14 protein-coding genes are annotated in these 15,631 nt (G+C 66.9%); 12 read left to right on the forward strand and 2 right to left on the reverse strand.

Annotated elements, in window-relative coordinates; all coding sequences use genetic code 11:
- The first annotated feature begins 13 nt into the window (after positions 1 to 13).
- The 5 genes from API01S_RS15600 (at position 14) to API01S_RS15620 (ending at position 7,570) form a co-directional block, all read left to right on the forward strand.
- Entirely contained in the window at positions 14 to 1,867 is a 1,854-nt protein-coding gene (locus API01S_RS15600) for a methyl-accepting chemotaxis protein (RefSeq protein ID WP_061305177.1), read from the forward strand.
- A gap of 117 nt (positions 1,868 to 1,984) precedes the next feature.
- Positions 1,985 to 2,776 (forward strand): alpha/beta fold hydrolase, encoded by a 792-nt coding sequence (locus API01S_RS15605; protein ID WP_061305610.1) that lies wholly within the window; start codon positions 1,985 to 1,987, stop codon positions 2,774 to 2,776.
- Between the two features lie 121 nt (positions 2,777 to 2,897).
- Positions 2,898 to 4,442, forward strand: a complete 1,545-nt coding sequence (locus API01S_RS15610; protein ID WP_156487112.1) for a hypothetical protein — start codon at positions 2,898 to 2,900, stop codon at positions 4,440 to 4,442.
- Positions 4,443 to 4,487: 45 nt separating this feature from the next.
- Complete coding sequence (gene uvrA / locus API01S_RS15615) at positions 4,488 to 7,124, forward strand: excinuclease ABC subunit UvrA (protein WP_061305181.1); 2,637 nt, start codon at positions 4,488 to 4,490, stop codon at positions 7,122 to 7,124.
- Positions 7,121 to 7,570 carry a GNAT family N-acetyltransferase gene (locus API01S_RS15620; protein ID WP_061305185.1) on the forward strand — a complete coding sequence of 150 codons (450 nt, stop codon included), beginning with the start codon at positions 7,121 to 7,123 and terminating at the stop codon, positions 7,568 to 7,570. The genes uvrA and API01S_RS15620 overlap by 4 nt, the downstream gene beginning before the upstream one ends.
- A 27-nt stretch (positions 7,571 to 7,597) precedes the next feature.
- Here the strand turns inward: API01S_RS15620 and API01S_RS15625 are convergent, their stop codons facing one another.
- Positions 7,598 to 8,374: a bestrophin-like domain gene (locus tag API01S_RS15625; RefSeq protein ID WP_006221422.1), complete on the reverse strand. Its 777-nt coding sequence runs from the start codon at positions 8,372 to 8,374 to the stop codon at positions 7,598 to 7,600.
- Positions 8,375 to 8,519: 145 nt separating this feature from the next.
- Here API01S_RS15625 and API01S_RS15630 point away from each other — a divergent pair, with 145 nt between their 5' ends.
- Positions 8,520 to 9,569 carry an NADP(H)-dependent aldo-keto reductase gene (locus tag API01S_RS15630; RefSeq protein WP_061305187.1) on the forward strand — a complete coding sequence of 350 codons (1,050 nt, stop codon included), beginning with the start codon at positions 8,520 to 8,522 and terminating at the stop codon, positions 9,567 to 9,569.
- Positions 9,570 to 9,625: 56 nt separating this feature from the next.
- Complete coding sequence (locus tag API01S_RS15635; protein WP_061305189.1) at positions 9,626 to 10,234, forward strand: hypothetical protein; 609 nt, start codon at positions 9,626 to 9,628, stop codon at positions 10,232 to 10,234.
- Positions 10,235 to 10,281: 47 nt separating this feature from the next.
- Here the strand turns inward: API01S_RS15635 and API01S_RS15640 are convergent, their stop codons facing one another.
- The gene (locus API01S_RS15640; RefSeq protein WP_061305191.1) at positions 10,282 to 11,097 is read right to left on the reverse strand and encodes a metallophosphoesterase; all 816 of its coding nucleotides are present in this window, start codon (positions 11,095 to 11,097) and stop codon (positions 10,282 to 10,284) included.
- 98 nt (positions 11,098 to 11,195) lie between these two features.
- On the opposite strand from API01S_RS15640, the gene API01S_RS15645 reads away from it, so the two are divergent.
- From API01S_RS15645 to API01S_RS15665, 5 genes are all read left to right on the forward strand, one after another.
- Complete coding sequence (locus tag API01S_RS15645) at positions 11,196 to 11,603, forward strand: lysozyme inhibitor LprI family protein (protein ID WP_039883565.1); 408 nt, start codon at positions 11,196 to 11,198, stop codon at positions 11,601 to 11,603.
- A complete protein-coding gene (locus API01S_RS15650; RefSeq protein WP_156329895.1) occupies positions 11,600 to 12,286 on the forward strand; it encodes a DNA-3-methyladenine glycosylase I in 687 nt (228 codons plus the stop codon). The genes API01S_RS15645 and API01S_RS15650 overlap by 4 nt, the downstream gene beginning before the upstream one ends.
- A 133-nt stretch (positions 12,287 to 12,419) precedes the next feature.
- Complete coding sequence (locus API01S_RS15655) at positions 12,420 to 13,748, forward strand: NAD(P)/FAD-dependent oxidoreductase (protein ID WP_050729351.1); 1,329 nt, start codon at positions 12,420 to 12,422, stop codon at positions 13,746 to 13,748.
- Entirely contained in the window at positions 13,745 to 14,554 is an 810-nt protein-coding gene (locus API01S_RS15660) for a DUF1365 domain-containing protein (protein WP_050729350.1), read from the forward strand. Before API01S_RS15655 ends, API01S_RS15660 begins: the two co-directional genes overlap by 4 nt.
- Positions 14,555 to 14,626: 72 nt before the next feature.
- A complete protein-coding gene (locus API01S_RS15665) occupies positions 14,627 to 15,604 on the forward strand; it encodes a bifunctional helix-turn-helix transcriptional regulator/GNAT family N-acetyltransferase (protein ID WP_050729670.1) in 978 nt (325 codons plus the stop codon).
- The last annotated feature ends 27 nt before the right edge of the window (positions 15,605 to 15,631 follow it).

Genomic DNA, 15,631 nt, shown 5'->3' on the forward strand with positions numbered 1-15,631 from the left:
TAAGAAGGCAAGAATGAAAATCACCTCGTTGCGCAACCGTATTCTATTGATCACCTGCTTTACCGTCGTAGGCGCCCTGGTTTTGTCGGGCATCACCACCTACCAGATCGTGCGCAGCAACATGATGGCAACCATCTCCGGCAACCTGGACGCCATCGCGGCGGGCAATGCCAGCGCCATCGAACGTTGGTCTGCCGACAAGGCGCAGGCGGTCACCGCCACCGCCGCCGTGGTGGAAAAGGGCGACCCGCGCGGGCTGACCAAGCTGATGGGCGAGACCAACGGCTTTCCGATATCCACCATCGGCTGGTCGGACAAGAGCTACTTTTCCACCACGCAGACCGCCGCCGACTACGACCCCACGGCGCGGCCCTGGTACAAGAGCGCGGTGGCGGCGGGCAAGCTCACCGTGACCAAGCCCTACGGCGATTCGGGCACCGGCAAGCTGTATGTGGCCTTTACCACGCCGATGATTCGCGGCGGGCAGACGGTAGGCGTCCTGAGCGGCGCGGTGCCGCTCGATGGCATCCAGGCCATCATCCGCGCCATTCGTCCCACGCCGTCCAGCCTGGCGTTCGTGGTGGCGACCGACGGCCAGGTCATCTCGCATGTGAATGACAAGCTGGCGCTCAAGCCGTCCACCGACGTGGCGCCCGAGTTGACGCCGGCCGCGCTGGCGGCCATGGGGCGTGACGGCGCGGAGCCCATCACGGTCAGCCTGGACGGCCAGAAAAAGCTGCTCAAGGCCCGCCGTATTCCGGGCACCGACTGGTCGCTGGTGATTGCGCTGGACAGCGCCGAGGCCACGGCCGGACTGACCCAGGTGCTGAACGCCACGCTGATTTCGCTGGTGGTGCTGACGCTGGTGGCCGTGGGCCTGGCCAGCGTGGTGACCTCGCGCGCCTTCAAGCGCCTGTCGGCCGTGCGCGACGCGATGGACACCATCGGTTCGGGCGACGGCGACATGACGCATCGCCTGGACGTGGTGGGCCATGACGAAGTGGCGCAGATTTCGGCGTCCTTCAACGCGTTTGTCGACAAGATCAGCACCGTCATGCTTGAGGTGCGCACGGGCGTGCATTCGATGTCCGCCGCCACGCGCGAGATCGACATGGGCAACCGCGACCTGTCCCAGCGCACGGAAACGTCGGCGGGCTCCTTGCAGGAGACCTCGTCGGCCCTGACGCAGATGACCTCCAGCGTGCGCCAGACGGAAGAGGCCGCCGAGCATGCCAAGCGCCTGGCAACCGAGGCCAGCGTGGCGGCCGAGCGCGGCGGCAAGGTGGTGACGGACGCGGTGACGACGATGAGCGCGATCTCGCAGTCCTCGCAGCGCATCACGGAAATCATCAGCGTGATCGACAGCATCGCCTTCCAGACCAACATCCTGGCGTTGAACGCGGCCGTGGAAGCGGCGCGCGCGGGCGAGCAGGGCCGGGGTTTTGCGGTGGTGGCGGGCGAAGTGCGCACGCTGGCGCAGCGCAGCGCCGCGTCGGCTCAGGAGATCCGCACCTTGATCCAGGCGTCGGTTGAAAACGTCAAGAGCGGCACCGAACGCGTGCAGGCAGCCGGCTCGACGATGAGCGAAATCGTGGACGGCATTGCGCGCGTGCAGCGCCTGGTCAACGAAATCCACGGCGCGATGACCGAGCAGAGCGTCGGCATCAGCCAGATCGACCGCAGCGTGGCCGACATGGACCAGGCTACCCAGCAGAACGCGGCCCTGGTGGAAGAATCCGCCGCGGCCTCGGCCATGTTGAGCGACCAGGCCCGTGTGCTGGCCGATACGGTGGCGCTGTTCAAGCTGCGCGAAGATCCGCGCGGGCGTCACGCGGGTACGATGCTGGCGCTGCCTGGGGCGGCGTAGCCCCCGGGTGGCGGGCGGCCGGCGCGGTTCGAGGGGCGAACCGCGCCCGGAGTTGCCCGGCGGCGCGGTTGGAAGCAGAATCCGTCCTATCGAGATCGAACCGAGGATGGATGAATGATGGCCGACGCCACCGCCGTAACGCCGCAGGATGTGATGATTTCCACCGCGCTTGGCCGCATCCATGCCCGCCGCTGGCCGGGCGCCGACGCCCCGATCGTGCTGCTGCACGACTCGCTGGGCAGCGTGGGTTTGTGGCGCGACTTTCCCGCCCACCTGGCCGAGGCGACCGGCCGCGCCGTCATCGCTTACGACCGACTGGGATTCGGCCAGTCCGATCCGCACCCGGGCAAGCTGGATGCGGATTTCGTCTTCGCCGAGGCGCGCGATGCCTTTGCCGCGCTGATCCGGCATTTTGATCTGTCGCGCTTCATTGCCTTTGGCCATAGCGTGGGCGGCGGCATGTCGGTCGCCATCGCGGCGGCCTTTCCACAGGCCTGCATCGGCGTCATCACCGAATCGGCCCAGCAATTCGTCGAAGACCGCACGCTGTCGGGCATCCGCGAGGCGGGCGAGCAGTTTCTCGACCCGGCGCAGCTGGAACGCTTGAAGCGCTATCACGGCGACAAGGCGCAGTGGGTGCTGGATGCCTGGGTGAAAACCTGGCTGTCGGCGGAATTCGCCGGTTGGAATCTGGATGACACCCTGCCGCGCGTGTCCGCGCCGCTGCTGGCCATCCATGGCGAAAACGACGAGTACGGGTCAATGCGCCATCCGGAAAAGCTGGTGGCGCTGGCGGCCGGCCCGGCGCAGATGCTGCCCCTGGCCGGTTGCGGCCACGTGCCGCACCGGGAGCGCGAAGCCGTCGTGCTGGAGGCGGTGCAGGAGTTCCTGGCGCGGCATGGGATCTGAATCCGGGGCGGGCAGACACGGGCACGGTTAATTTTTGCCGGGGCTTGCCGTTAACCCGTGAGCAGCTCCTACACGTATTCAGATAAAAACCCGGGCAGCCACTGCCCACTGTGGATGCCCCATGACCCTCATCAGTGCATTGGCAGGCGCGCCCGGCGCGGCCTCGTCAGGTTCCCCCCTTACCGTCATTCGTGCGGCGCAGCCCGTCACGCTGGCCGATGCGTCCGCGACTCCTCGCTCCTCGGTCGTGATGCTGGGCCAGGGCATATCGGAGTCGGCGGGTTCGGTCTACGACGAAACGGGGACCGTGCCGGACGCCCTGGCGGCGGCCATGGCCAAGGGCGTGGCCGCGCGCACGCGCGTCAGTCCGTTTGCCGACGTGGGCGCGGCGCTGCTGAACCGCTTTCGGACCGATGGCTCCAGCCATGCCCAGTGGGCCCCGGCGGCGCGCCTGGCAACCCCGGCCACTGCTGAGGCCGGCCCGCTGACGGAAGCCGAACTGCAACCGGACAACACCGTGTCGCTGCGCATCACCACCGCCAGCGGCGTCAAGGTGCAGGTCAGCCTGCAAAGCGGCAAAGAGGGCATGGCCGTGCAGGTCGACGTGGCCGAAGGCGAATTGAACGAGGACGAACGGCGTGCCATCGCGGCTTTGTCGGGCGCCTTCCAAGATGCGCTGGACGGCCTGGCAGAAGTGCCGCCGCGCTGGTCGCTGACCCGCTTGGCGAACGGCGGCTCGCCGCTCTTGTCGTCGATCAGCCTGAGCCAGTCCCGCATCGTTGACGGCGCGACGCAGACCATCGATTTCCAGGCGGACAGCAAGCAGAAAAGCCTGACTGTGTCGAACGTGACGGGCGTGGTCAAGGTGGATGTGGACCTGACCAAGCCGGTCACGCTGGGTTCCGCCACGCAGCAGCAGGCGGCGGTCGCCAAGTATCTACAGCAGTTCGACCGCGCCCAACGCCGTGGCTCGGGCGATGAGGCGCTGATGGACACATTCAAGGACGTGTTCTCGGCCATGCACGGCAGTAGCGGCGCGGCGCAGGTGCCGGCGGCCGACACCACGACACGCCGGCTGCCCGCCGCCGACGCGCATCGCAGTCTGCTGTCGGGCCTGGCGGATTTCTCGGCATCCATCGACCAGGTGCGCGAGGCCAGCAACCCGATGCGGCCCAAAGAGATCGACGGCTTCTCGTACCAGGCGTCGCAGACCAGCCAGGTGTCGGGCAAGGCGCGCTGGGATCTGGCGGTCTCGCAAGAGCAGTCCACCACGCTGACGGCCAACTATCACCGTTCGCTGTCGCCGGATGTGAAGTTGGCGCTGACCCAGGACGAGGACTCGCAGAACTATCTGTACTTCCAGATCCATGACAGCAGCAAGAGCAAGACGGACGTGGCGTACGAGGACGGCGTGCTGACGCAGGCGACGTTGAACGAATCGCGCACCCAGACGACGCAGGTGTCCAAGTACATCAAGGGCAAGCTCGTCGACCAGTCCGTCATGCCTTCGTCGGAATCGAACTCGCGCAACCTGCTGTCGCTGGTGCGGGCGGCAAAACTGGACGAGCTGGACGACCCGATGGCGCCGCGCGATCAGGCGGATGAGATCCTGCGCCGTAAATATCTGGACCTGGCGCGCCAGGCCGCCGACGCGCGCATGGGGTGATAGCGCGGCTGGATCGGGGCGCGGGGAGTCCTTTACTATGGCTCCATGAGCTCACGAAAGACTTCCGCCCCATCCCGCGCCGACGGCTGTATCCGCGTTCGCGGCGCGCGTGAACACAATCTGAAGAACGTCGATGTGGATATCCCGAGAGACGCGCTGGTCGTGTTCTCGGGGGTGTCCGGATCGGGCAAGTCCTCGCTCGCGTTCGGCACGCTCTATGCCGAGGCGCAGCGGCGCTATCTGGAATCGCTGTCGCCCTACGCGCGGCGGCTGATTGATCAGGTCGGCGTGCCGGACGTGGACGCCATTGAAGGCCTGCCCCCGGCCGTGGCGCTGCAACAGCAGCGCGGCACCCCCAACGTGCGCTCCACCGTGGGCAGCGTCACCACCTTGTCCAGCATGTTGCGCATGCTGTATTCGCGCGCAGGCACCTACCCGGCCAACCAGCCCATGCTGTACGCCGAGGACTTCTCGCCCAACACGCCGCAGGGCGCCTGCCCCAACTGCCATGGGCTGGGCTACGTCTACGACGTGACCGAGGCGTCCATGGTGCCCGACCCGTCCCTGACCATCCGCGAGCGCGCCATTGCTTCCTGGCCGCCCGCCTGGCATGGCCAAAACCTGCGCGACATCCTGGTCACGCTGGGGTATGACGTGGACACGCCCTGGCGCGACCTGAAAAAGAAAGACCGCGACTGGATCCTGTACACCGACGAGCAGCCGACGGTGCCCGTCTACGCGGGCTTCACGCCCGCCGAGACCCGCGCCGCCTTGCGCGCCAAGCAGGAACCCAGCTACATGGGCACCTACACGGGCGCGCGCCGCTATGTGATGCATACCTTCGCGACGACCCAGAGCGCCATGATGAAAAAGCGCGTGGCGCGTTTCATGACGGGCTCGGCGTGCCCCGTCTGCGACGGCCGCCGCTTAAAGCGCGAAGCTTTGTCGGTGACCTTCGCGGGCCTGGACATCGGCAGCCTGTCGCAACTGCCGCTGGCCCGCATTGCCGAGGTGCTGGCCCCGGCCGCAAGCGGCCAGTTCGACGCGCCCACCACGAGCGCTGCGCGCAGCCGCGCCACCAGCCGCAAGGACAATGCGCGCCGCGTGGCGGCCGGTGGACTGGCGCATACGGGCAGCTCCGACGTGCGCCGCACGCCGGACCTGTCGCCGGAAAAACGCATCGCGGCGCAGCGCATCGCGCATGACTTGGTCGAGCGCATCGGCACCTTGCAGGCGCTGGGCCTGGGCTACCTGGCGATGGACCGCGCCACGCCGACGCTATCCCCAGGCGAGTTGCAGCGCTTGCGGCTGGCCACGCAGATCCGCTCGAACCTGTTCGGCGTGGTCTATGTGCTGGACGAGCCCTCGGCCGGCCTGCACCCCGCGGACGGGCAGGCGCTGCATCGCGCGCTGGATCAATTGAAGGATGCGGGCAACACCTTGTTCGTGGTCGAACACGATCTGGACACGCTGCGCCGCGCCGACTGGCTGGTGGACGTGGGCCCGGGCGCGGGCCAGCACGGCGGGCAGGTGCTGTACAGCGGTCCGCCCGAAGGTTTGAAGAAGGTGCGGGAGTCGTTGACGGCGCGCTATCTGTTCAACGCCGCGCCGGCCGGAAGGGCGACGGTGCGAGAGCCCTCGGGCTGGCTGTCGCTGCGCGGCATCCATCGCAACAACCTGCACGGCATCGACGCGCGCTTTCCGCTGGGCGCGTTCACCGCCGTGACGGGGGTATCCGGCTCCGGCAAGTCCAGCCTGGTCAGCCAGGCGCTGGTCGAGCTGGTCGGCGAGCAGCTGGGGCAAGAGCCGGTCGTGGAAGAGAGCGAGGGCGATCTGCCCCAGGCGGGCGCGCTGCCGCGCACGACCGGCCGCATCGACGCGGGGGCCGACGCCATCAAGCGGCTGGTGAACGTGGACCAAAAGCCCATCGGGCGCACGCCACGATCGAACCTCGCCACCTACACCGGCCTGTTCGACCATGTGCGCAAGCTGTACGCCGCCACGCGCGCGGCCAAGTCGCGCCGCTACGGCGCGGGCCGTTTTTCGTTCAACGTGGCGCAAGGCCGGTGCGAAACCTGCGAAGGCGAAGGCTTCGTGCATGTGGAGCTGCTGTTCATGCCCAGCGTGTACGCGCCATGCCCCGTGTGCCATGGCAGCCGCTACAACGCCAAGACGCTGGAAATCGAATGGAACGGCCGCAACATCGCCCAGGTGCTGGCCATGACGGTCGACGAGGCGCTGGCATTTTTCAATGAAGAACCGGCAGTGCAGCGGCCGCTGTCCTTGCTGCATGAAATCGGCCTGGGCTACCTGCGCCTGGGCCAGCCCGCCACGGAGCTGTCCGGGGGCGAAGCGCAGCGCATCAAGCTGGCTACCGAACTGCAACGCAGCCAGCGCGGCAACACGCTGTATGTGCTGGATGAACCCACCACCGGCCTGCACGCGGCGGATGTGGACAAGCTGATGGCGCAACTGCATGGCCTGGTGGACGCGGGCAACACGGTCGTGGTGGTGGAACACGATCTGCGCGTGGTCGCCAACAGCGACTGGATGATCGACGTGGGGCCGGGCGCGGGCGACGAAGGCGGACGCATCGTGGCCGAGGGGCCGCCGGCCGAGGTCTGCCGCAAGGGGCAGGGCGCGACGGCGCCATTTCTGAAACCCGTACTGGAGGGAAAATGACCATCACCTATCGGCCCGCCCTGGCGGCGGACGCCGAGGCATGTATCGTCCTGCGCACGCAGACCCGTGAAAACGCGGTCACGCGGGCCGAGCTGGCCGCTGCCGGCATCACGCGCGAAACCTGGGCGGCGGGCATAGACACCGGCTTGTATCCCGGCGTGGTCGCGCTGGATGGCGACGTGCTGGCGGGGTATTGCTTCGGCCACCGGGACACGGGCGAAATCGTCGTGCTGGCGTTGCTGCCCCCGTATGAAGGCCAGGGCGTGGGCAAGACCCTCTTGAACCGCGTCGTCAGCCTGCTGCGCAAGCAGGGCCATTCCCGGGTGTTCCTGGGCTGCGCGACCGATCCGGGCGTGCGTTCCTACGGCTTTTACCGACACCTGGGATGGCGGTCGACCGGCGTGCTCAACGACGCGGGCGACGAGGTGTTGGAATATCTGCTCTGACGGGGCGGGCTTGCCCGGCGACTGGCGCTACAGCTCGTTTTCCAGCGTCTTCTGCATGCGCTCCATGCTTTCCTGGCTGACCTGGATCACGCCGGTGCCGGGCTGGTCGATGTCCACAATAAAGGTCAGCACCAGCGAGATCAGGGCGGCGAACAGGCCCGTGGACACCAGCCGCCTGCGCGCGTGCAGGCCGGTTCCGTAGGCGATGAAGCCGACCGCGCCGATGCTGACGATGAACAGCAGATAGAACACCGGCTCGGGCACGTGGTTTTCCAGCGCGACGCGGCGTTTCTCGTTGACTTGCGCCATCTCGTTGATGGCCTGGATGAACATGATGGTGGAGATGGCCGGCGGGTTGTCGGCGCTGGCCGCCGCGATCAGGCGGATCTGCCGTTCGATGTTGCGCGTGGTGGCGTTGGCGGCGTCAAAGCGGGGGGCGTCGTTTTCGGCCTCGTGCAGTTCGAGCGCCGCGCGGGTGTAGGCAAGCAGCAGCGGCGGGACCTTCTCGCGCGCGGCCGGCGCGATCAGCTGCGATCGCCAATACGCGTTGCCGATGGCGTTGGCTTCTTCCAGCACCAGGTTCTTGCGCGCCTCGAAGCGGGTGACGGACATGGCGAATGTGAAACCCAGCAGCAGGGCCAGCAGGCCGAGCAGGGCGGTTTGCAGCGCGCTGATGTGCGTCTTGTGCGCCTCGTCGGCGGGCTTTCTCTGCTTGCGGCCCAGTCGGAACCCAAGCTCGATCACGCCCAGGAAAACCAGGACGCCAATGAAGAAGAGATAAGACTCGTTGAAATTCCTGAGCATGGCGCTCCCCGTCGGACTTCGCCAGCGTATGCGGATTGCCCGGCGGCGGCAAGATCAGGGATGCCCGCAGGGCCTCTCAGCGAAACGCCAACTTCTTGCGGTAAGGTGTCGGCTTTCCCCTATCAAGACCCGCACGGAGCAGAACTTGAAAACCCGCAAACTCGGCCGTACCGACCTGGATGTCAGCCTGATTGGATTGGGCACCATGACCTGGGGTGAGCAAAATTCCGAGGCCGAAGCCCATCAACAACTGGACTACGCGCTGTCGCGCGGCGTGAACCTGGTGGACGTGGCCGAGATGTACCCGGTGCCGCCCAAGCCCGAAACGCAAGGGCTGACCGAAACCTATATCGGCACGTGGCTGGCGCGCACCAAGCGCCGCCAGGAGATCGTGCTGGCCAGCAAGGTGGCCGGCCCGGTGCGCGACCCCAAGCGTCCCGGCCATATCCGCGACGGCAAGACCTTCCTGGACCGCAAGAACCTGACCGAAGCGCTGGACGCCAGCCTCAAGCGCTTGCAGACGGATTACCTGGACCTGTATCAGCTGCACTGGCCCGACCGCACCACGGCCACCTTCGGCCAGCTGAACTACCCCTGGGTCCAGGACGAGCACACCGTGCCGATCGAGGAAACGTTGTCGGTGCTCCAGGACTTCGTGCGCGCCGGCAAGGTCCGCCACGTGGGCGTGTCCAATGAAACGCCGTGGGGTCTGTCGCAGTTTCTGCGCCATGCGGATACGCAGGACCTGCCGCGCGTCGTGTCGATTCAGAACGCGTACAGCCTGTTGAACCGCGTGTTCGAAATCGGCCTGTCGGAATTCACGCATCACGAAGGCGTGGGCTTGCTGGCGTATTCGCCGCTGGCGATGGGCATGCTTTGCGGCAAGTACCTGAACGGGGCGCGGCCCGAAGGCGCGCGCCTGACGCGCTACACGCGCTTCACCCGCTACAGCAATCCGCAGGCCGAAGCCGCCACGGCAGAATACGTGGCGCTGGCGCGCGAGCACGGCGTGTCGCCCACGCACATGGCCCTGGCCTGGGTCAACCAGCGCCCGTTCGTCACCAGCAACCTGATCGGCGCGACCACGCTGGAGCAGCTCAAGGAAAACATCGACAGCGTGGACGTCACGCTGTCGCCCGAACTGCTCAAGGCGATCGACGCGATCCACGTGCGTTACCCGAACCCGGCGCCCTGACGCCGCCGCCGCTGGGGCGCGCCGCCCCAGCCTTCCTTACCGACCCCGGCCCGCTCATGCGACGCATCCTGACCCTCTGGCTTCTGTCCGCGCTGACTCTGCTGGCGACAGGCTGCGCGTCGACCCGGACTTACACCGAAGACGTTTCCACGTTGATGGTGTCGTCCGACAGCAAGACCTTCGCGGTGCTGGGGCCGCACTACCACTATCTGTTCGACATGCCGGCGCCGATGGCGCAGGCCTTGTCCTCGGATTTCCGGTCCCGGCTGACCGCCGTGGTGCTGCGCGACTTCAACGTGGGCGCCGATGGCTACACCTGGGGCCTGGTGCGCTTGCAGTTGAGCCCGGACGCGACGGCGCGCGACCGCGCACAGGCGCTGGCGATGCACTTCCAGACGACCAAGGATGGGCTGGTCTATTACACGCATCATCTGAAGGGCAAGCGCTACGTTGCGCGGCCGGGCACGCCCAGCGCTGCGCAAGCGGGCGTGGCCACGTCCACCGCGCTGGACCAGACCTATCGCGTGACGGTGCAGGATTCGCAGGCCAGCGCCGATGCGATGAAGCTGCTGTCGCCCGTCGCGTTCGTGGCGGGTACGGGATTCGTCGTGGCGAACCCGGCCGTGGTGTTGTTCGCCTTGCCCGTCGCGGGGCTGGAGCCGTAACCCGGTCCAGACGGGCGCCCGTCGCACTTAGGGCCTGAGCGCCAGCCTCACGTTCCCGCAGGCACTTGCCACAGGCGGGCGGGCTGGAAATCGGCCTGTTCGCCCTTCTTGGCGTACCCCAGCGGGTTGGCCACGATGTGACAGCCGTCTTTCACGTAGTCGTGCGGGCAATGCAGGTGCCCGTGCATCCAGCAATCGGCCAGCGGCAACAGTGCGTCCAGCGCGTTGCAAAAGCCCGCCGTGCCGGGGGTGATGCCGTAGCGCGGGTCGGCGCTGGCCAGCGTGGGAGCAAAGTGGGTGATGGCCAGGGTGGGGCCGTCGAACGGCGTGCGCAGCGCGTCGGTCAGCCACTGCTGGCAGGCCAGGCCTTGTTCGCGCATCTGCTCGGCCATGAAAGGCGCGCCGTTGCGCCGCATCTGCGCTTTTTCCAGATAGAAGTCGGCGGCGCGAAACGCCTTGGCGCGCTTGGCCAGGACGACGCCCAGCGGGTCGGTGTCGGTGGCCAACGCGTCGAAATCCGTCCATAACGTGGTGCCCACCAGGCGCACGCCGTCGATCACACAGGTCTCGCGTTCCAGCCATTGGATGCCCAGCGCGTGGCACAGCTCGCGCAGGCGGTCGTGGGTTTCGTCGAAATCCAGATTGTCGTATTCATGATTGCCGGGTACGAACACCACGGGCGTCGGCCAGCCATTGCGCGGGGCGTAGCTGCCCAGGCCGAAATCGTCGCTGGCCAGTCGGGAGCCCTGGCGGTACGAGCCGATGTCGCCAGCCAATACCAGCAGGTCGGCGCCGGGCGTGGGGCCTGCGATGAAACCCGGGTCGGTTTCCAGGTGCAGGTCTGAGAGCAATTGAATTTTCATGGGCAGTATCTTAGGCCACTGCGCGCGGGGCGGCATGCGCGCGGGGGGCCATCCATGCGACACTTGCCCATCCCCCACAGAGAATCAGGAGTATGCCCATGCGTATCGCGATAGGCACGGCCGCTGCGTTGCTGCTGGCGGCTGGCGTGCACGCGCAGCCGCTCAAGTGCGACAACGCCACCACGCAGACCGACATGAATCTGTGTGCCGACCAGGACTACCGCAAGTCCGACAAGGACTTGAACGATGCGTATCGCAGCGTGGTCGAGCGCCTGAAAGACGACAGCATCAAGACCACCAAATTGCAGGCCGCGCAAAAGGCCTGGCTGTTTTTCCGCGATGCGGAATGCGCCTTTTCATCGGGCGGCACTTCGGGTGGCAGCGCCTATCCAATGGTGTTGAGCCTCTGCCTGGACAAGCTGACGCAGGCGCGCACGAAAGAGCTGCGCGCTTACCTGCAATGCGAAGAGGGCGACACGAGCTGCCCGGTTCCCGGCAAGCAATGACGGCAAAGGATCAGGGGCCGAACCCGGCGCCCGGGCGCGTCGCGCAGGCCGACCCCGCGCTGGAGGTGGCGGGCCTGATCCTGGATGCTGGCGGCGAACCGCGCTGTTTCTGGCAGCCGTCCATGCCGGACTACCACGACCACGAATGGGGCCTTCCCGTGGGCAGCGACCGCCGCCTGTACGAAAAAATCTGCCTGGAAGGCTTTCAGGCCGGCATGGCCTGGATCACCATCCTGCGCAAGCGCGAGGCGTTTCGAGAGGCGTTCGACGACTTCGATTTCGAGCGCGTGGCGCGCTACACCGAACATGACGTCGAGCGGCTGATGGGCAACCCGGGCATCGTGCGCAACCGCGCCAAGATCGTCTCCACCATCAACAATGCGCGCCGCGCCGTGGCGCTGGCCGACGAGAGCGGTTCATTGGCGAGCTGGCTGTGGCGGCACGAACCCGCCGCCAGCGAGCGTCCCGATTCGGTGGACCTGGCCTATTGGAATGGCAACCCGACGTCGGCCGCGTCGGCGCGCCTGTCGCGGGAATTGAAGAAGCGTGGCTGGACCTTCGTGGGGCCGACCACGATGTACGCCTTCATGCAGGCCGTCGGCATGGTCAACGACCATATGAGCGGCTGCGTCTGCCATGCGGCCGTGCAGGCTGCGCGCGGGAAGTTTCAACGGCCGGCATAAGTCCATGCCATCTCCCGCTGATGTCGCTTGCCGGGCAGCGCGCGGCAGGCGTTTTTTTCCGCAGGCGCCGTCATCCGAATGGGCCGTCTTGATGGTTTAATCTGGCCTCAATGGATCCCGACAAGGCGGCGCAATGGTGACCCTTTCCTCGACGTCCCCGGACGCAGCGCCGGCTGCTTCCCCCGCCATTGCCCCGCTTCCCCCAGGCAGCCGCATCGCCGTCATCGGCGGCGGCGTGGCGGGCCTGAGCGCGGCGTGGCTGCTGTCCGAGAAGTACTCGGTGACCTTGTTCGAAGCAGAGGCCCGGGTTGGCGGCCACACCAATACCGTCGACGCCCATGTGGACGGCATCAGCCATCCGGTGGACACCGGCTTCCTGGTGCACAACGATCTGACCTACCCGCATCTGGTTCGTTTGTTCCAGCACCTGTCGATTCCGGTACACGCCAGCGACATGACATTCAGCGTGTCGCTGACGCAGCCCGATCTGGAATGGGCGGGCACCAATCTGAACACCGTGTTCGCGCAGCGCCGCAATCTCTTGCGGCCCGCGTTCCTGGGCATGCTGCGCGACATCCTGCGCTTTAACCGGAACGCCGCCGCCTATCTGGCGCGCAGCGGTCCGCATGCGCTGCTGGGCGACCTGCTGGATGCCGAGGGCTATGGACAGCCGATGCGCGACTGGTATCTGCTGCCCATGGCGGGCGCAATCTGGTCCACGCCGCCCAGCCAGGTGCTGGCGCAACCCGCGCGCACCTTCCTGTCGTTCTGCCTGAACCACCGGCTGTTGCAGGTTGCCGGGCGGCCGCAATGGAAGACGGTCGAGGGCGGCGCGCAGCGTTATGTCCAGGCGATGCTGCCGCGCATCGCGGACGTGCGCGTGTCCAGCCCGGTGCATACCGTCAAGCGCTTGGCGGATGGCGTGCAGGTGCGCACGACGGGGCACGTCGACCAGTTCGACGCGGTAGTGCTGGCCTGTCACGCGCCCGCATCGCTGGCGATGCTGGATGCCAACGAGGCCGAGCGCGACGTGCTGTCGCGCGTGCGTTACCAGCCGAACGTGGCGGTGCTGCATACCGACACCGCGCTGCTGCCGCGCCGCCGCGCGGTGTGGTCGGCATGGAACTACCTGGCCGGGCCGACACCGGATGCGCCCATGACGGTCAGCTATCTGCTCAACGTGTTGCAGCCGCTGCCGTTCAAGCAGCCCGTGATCGTGACGCTGAACCCGCAGCGCGAGCCCGCGCCCGAAAAGGTGCTGGGCCGCTACGATTACGAGCACCCGATTCTGGATGGCGACGCGGTCCACGCGCAGGGCCTGCTGCCCGCCATCCAGGGCCGCGACCGAGTCTGGTTCTGCGGCGCGTGGACGGGCTATGGCTTTCATGAAGACGGCTTGGCGTCGGCCGTCCGCGTGGCCGCCGACTTTGGCGTGCATCCGCCCTGGGACACCGCAAGATGAAGACCGACGGACTGATCGAGCTGGTGCGCGCGCGGGTGCTGCATGCGCGCACGCGTCCGGTGACGCACCGCTTCACCTACCCGGTGTTCTGCCTGCGCCTGCGCATCGATCAGACCGCGCGCTACGACGGCCGCGCCTCGTGGCTGTTTGGCGTGAACCGCCGCCGCCCGGTCGCGTTTCACTACGCCGACCATGGCGCGCGCGACGGGGGCGATCCCATGGCGTGGCTGCAATCGCGGCTGGACATGGCGGGCGTGGACATCGACGTGGGCGCGGTGTGGTTGCAATGCTTTCCGCGACTGTTCGGCTACGTCTTCAACCCCGTCAGCTTCTGGCACGTGCACGACACCGATGGGAACTTGCGCGTGCTGGTCGCCGAGGTCAACAACACCTTCGGCGAACGCCATCAATATGTGCTGCGCGCCCCGGATGGCGGGGCTATTCAAGACGGTCAGCCGCTGCAAAGCGACAAGGCATTTCACGTGTCGCCGTTTTGCGAAGTGACCGGCATTTACCGGTTCCGCATCGGCAGCGGCAACGGCGCGCGCTCGGCGATCATCGATTACTACGACGACCCCGGAGAGGCGCGGCCGCTGTTGCATACGTCGATCCGGGGCGAAAGCGTGCCGATGAGCACGGCAGGCTTGGCGCGCGCGGTGGCGGCGATGCCGTTCATGACGCTGGGCGTCGTGTGGCGCATCCATTGGCAGGCGCTGCGCCTTTACCTGCGCAAAGTCCGGTTTCATCGCAAGCCGCCCGCGCCGGCCGCCGAAGTGACGTTACCGCCACGGCCCGAAGATCGCTGAAAATCCCGATTGATTTGGTTGCGATCCGCAATTATATTGGTTGCGGGCCGCAACTTTTATTCGGGACGCGTCATGGACCTGATCGATTTTCCCCCTCAATCCCGCGAGCAGACCATCCGCGATCTGCGGGAATTTTCACGCAAGCTGGTGCGCGAGCTGGGTTTCATGCGTACGTCGCTCGCGGGCAGCGAGCTGGCGCCGTCCGCCGTGCACGCCATCATCGAAATCGGATTGCAACCCGGCATCCAGGCGCGCGACCTGGCAACGATTCTGCGGCTGGATAAATCCAACACCAGCCGCCAACTGGCCAAGCTGGAGTCGGCTGGACTGATCAGCCGGGAAGTCGATAGCGCCGATGCGCGCGCCTCCAGGCTGACACTGACCGACGCCGGGCTGGCGCTGCGCGCGCGCATCGACCAGTTCGCTACCGATCAGGTGTCGCACGCGCTGCGCCGCCTGACGCCGGATGACCAGCAGTCGCTGATACGCTTCATGTCGCTATATGCGGAAGCCTTGTCGCGCGAGAACCCCAACCTGACGCCCGCCGCGTTTGCCATCGACGAGCAGATCGTCGAAGGCTACGGGCCGGGCTGCATCGGCGACATCGCCAGCCTGCACGCGCGTTATTACGCCCAGGCCTCGGGCTTTGGCGTGTACTTCGAACGCAAGGTCGCCACCGAGCTGGCGGCGTTCGCCGAAGCGCTGCCGCATCGCGGCAAGGGATTGTGGCGCTACGCGGAAGCCGAACCCGGCGGCCGCACGCTGGCCTCCATCGTCATCGACGGCGAGCTGGCCAGCAGCCAGGCGCATCTGCGTTGGTTCATCGTGGACGACGCGCTGCGTGGCCTGGGCGTAGGGCGCGCACTGCTGTCGCGCGCGCTGGCGTTTGCCGACGCGCACTATGCCGAAACCTATCTATGGACCTTCAAGGGCCTGGACGCGGCGCGCCATCTGTACGAAGCGGCCGGCTTTGTGCTGACCGACGAATCCGAAGGCCGGCAGTGGGGCAGCGTGGTGGTCGAACAGCGCTTCGTGCGACGCCGGCCCTGATGGGTCTGCGTGGCGCGGGTGGGTGCT

The organism is Achromobacter piechaudii NBRC 102461, assembly GCF_001571245.1.
Lineage (GTDB): Bacteria > Pseudomonadota > Gammaproteobacteria > Burkholderiales > Burkholderiaceae_B > Achromobacter > Achromobacter piechaudii.

What these genes read in the sequence shown, in the direction of transcription:
- API01S_RS15600 (WP_061305177.1), top strand. Translation starts at nt 14, where the DNA reads ATGAAAATCACCTCGTTGCGCAACCGTATTCTATTGATCACCTGCTTT.
- API01S_RS15605 (WP_061305610.1), top strand. Translation starts at nt 1,985, where the DNA reads ATGGCCGACGCCACCGCCGTAACGCCGCAGGATGTGATGATTTCCACC.
- API01S_RS15610 (WP_156487112.1), top strand. Translation starts at nt 2,898, where the DNA reads ATGACCCTCATCAGTGCATTGGCAGGCGCGCCCGGCGCGGCCTCGTCA.
- uvrA (WP_061305181.1), top strand. Translation starts at nt 4,488, where the DNA reads ATGAGCTCACGAAAGACTTCCGCCCCATCCCGCGCCGACGGCTGTATC.
- API01S_RS15620 (WP_061305185.1), top strand. Translation starts at nt 7,121, where the DNA reads ATGACCATCACCTATCGGCCCGCCCTGGCGGCGGACGCCGAGGCATGT.
- API01S_RS15625 (WP_006221422.1), bottom strand. Translation starts at nt 8,374, where the DNA reads ATGCTCAGGAATTTCAACGAGTCTTATCTCTTCTTCATTGGCGTCCTG.
- API01S_RS15635 (WP_061305189.1), top strand. Translation starts at nt 9,626, where the DNA reads ATGCGACGCATCCTGACCCTCTGGCTTCTGTCCGCGCTGACTCTGCTG.
- API01S_RS15640 (WP_061305191.1), bottom strand. Translation starts at nt 11,097, where the DNA reads ATGAAAATTCAATTGCTCTCAGACCTGCACCTGGAAACCGACCCGGGT.
- API01S_RS15645 (WP_039883565.1), top strand. Translation starts at nt 11,196, where the DNA reads ATGCGTATCGCGATAGGCACGGCCGCTGCGTTGCTGCTGGCGGCTGGC.
- API01S_RS15650 (WP_156329895.1), top strand. Translation starts at nt 11,600, where the DNA reads ATGACGGCAAAGGATCAGGGGCCGAACCCGGCGCCCGGGCGCGTCGCG.
- API01S_RS15655 (WP_050729351.1), top strand. Translation starts at nt 12,420, where the DNA reads ATGGTGACCCTTTCCTCGACGTCCCCGGACGCAGCGCCGGCTGCTTCC.
- API01S_RS15660 (WP_050729350.1), top strand. Translation starts at nt 13,745, where the DNA reads ATGAAGACCGACGGACTGATCGAGCTGGTGCGCGCGCGGGTGCTGCAT.
- API01S_RS15665 (WP_050729670.1), top strand. Translation starts at nt 14,627, where the DNA reads ATGGACCTGATCGATTTTCCCCCTCAATCCCGCGAGCAGACCATCCGC.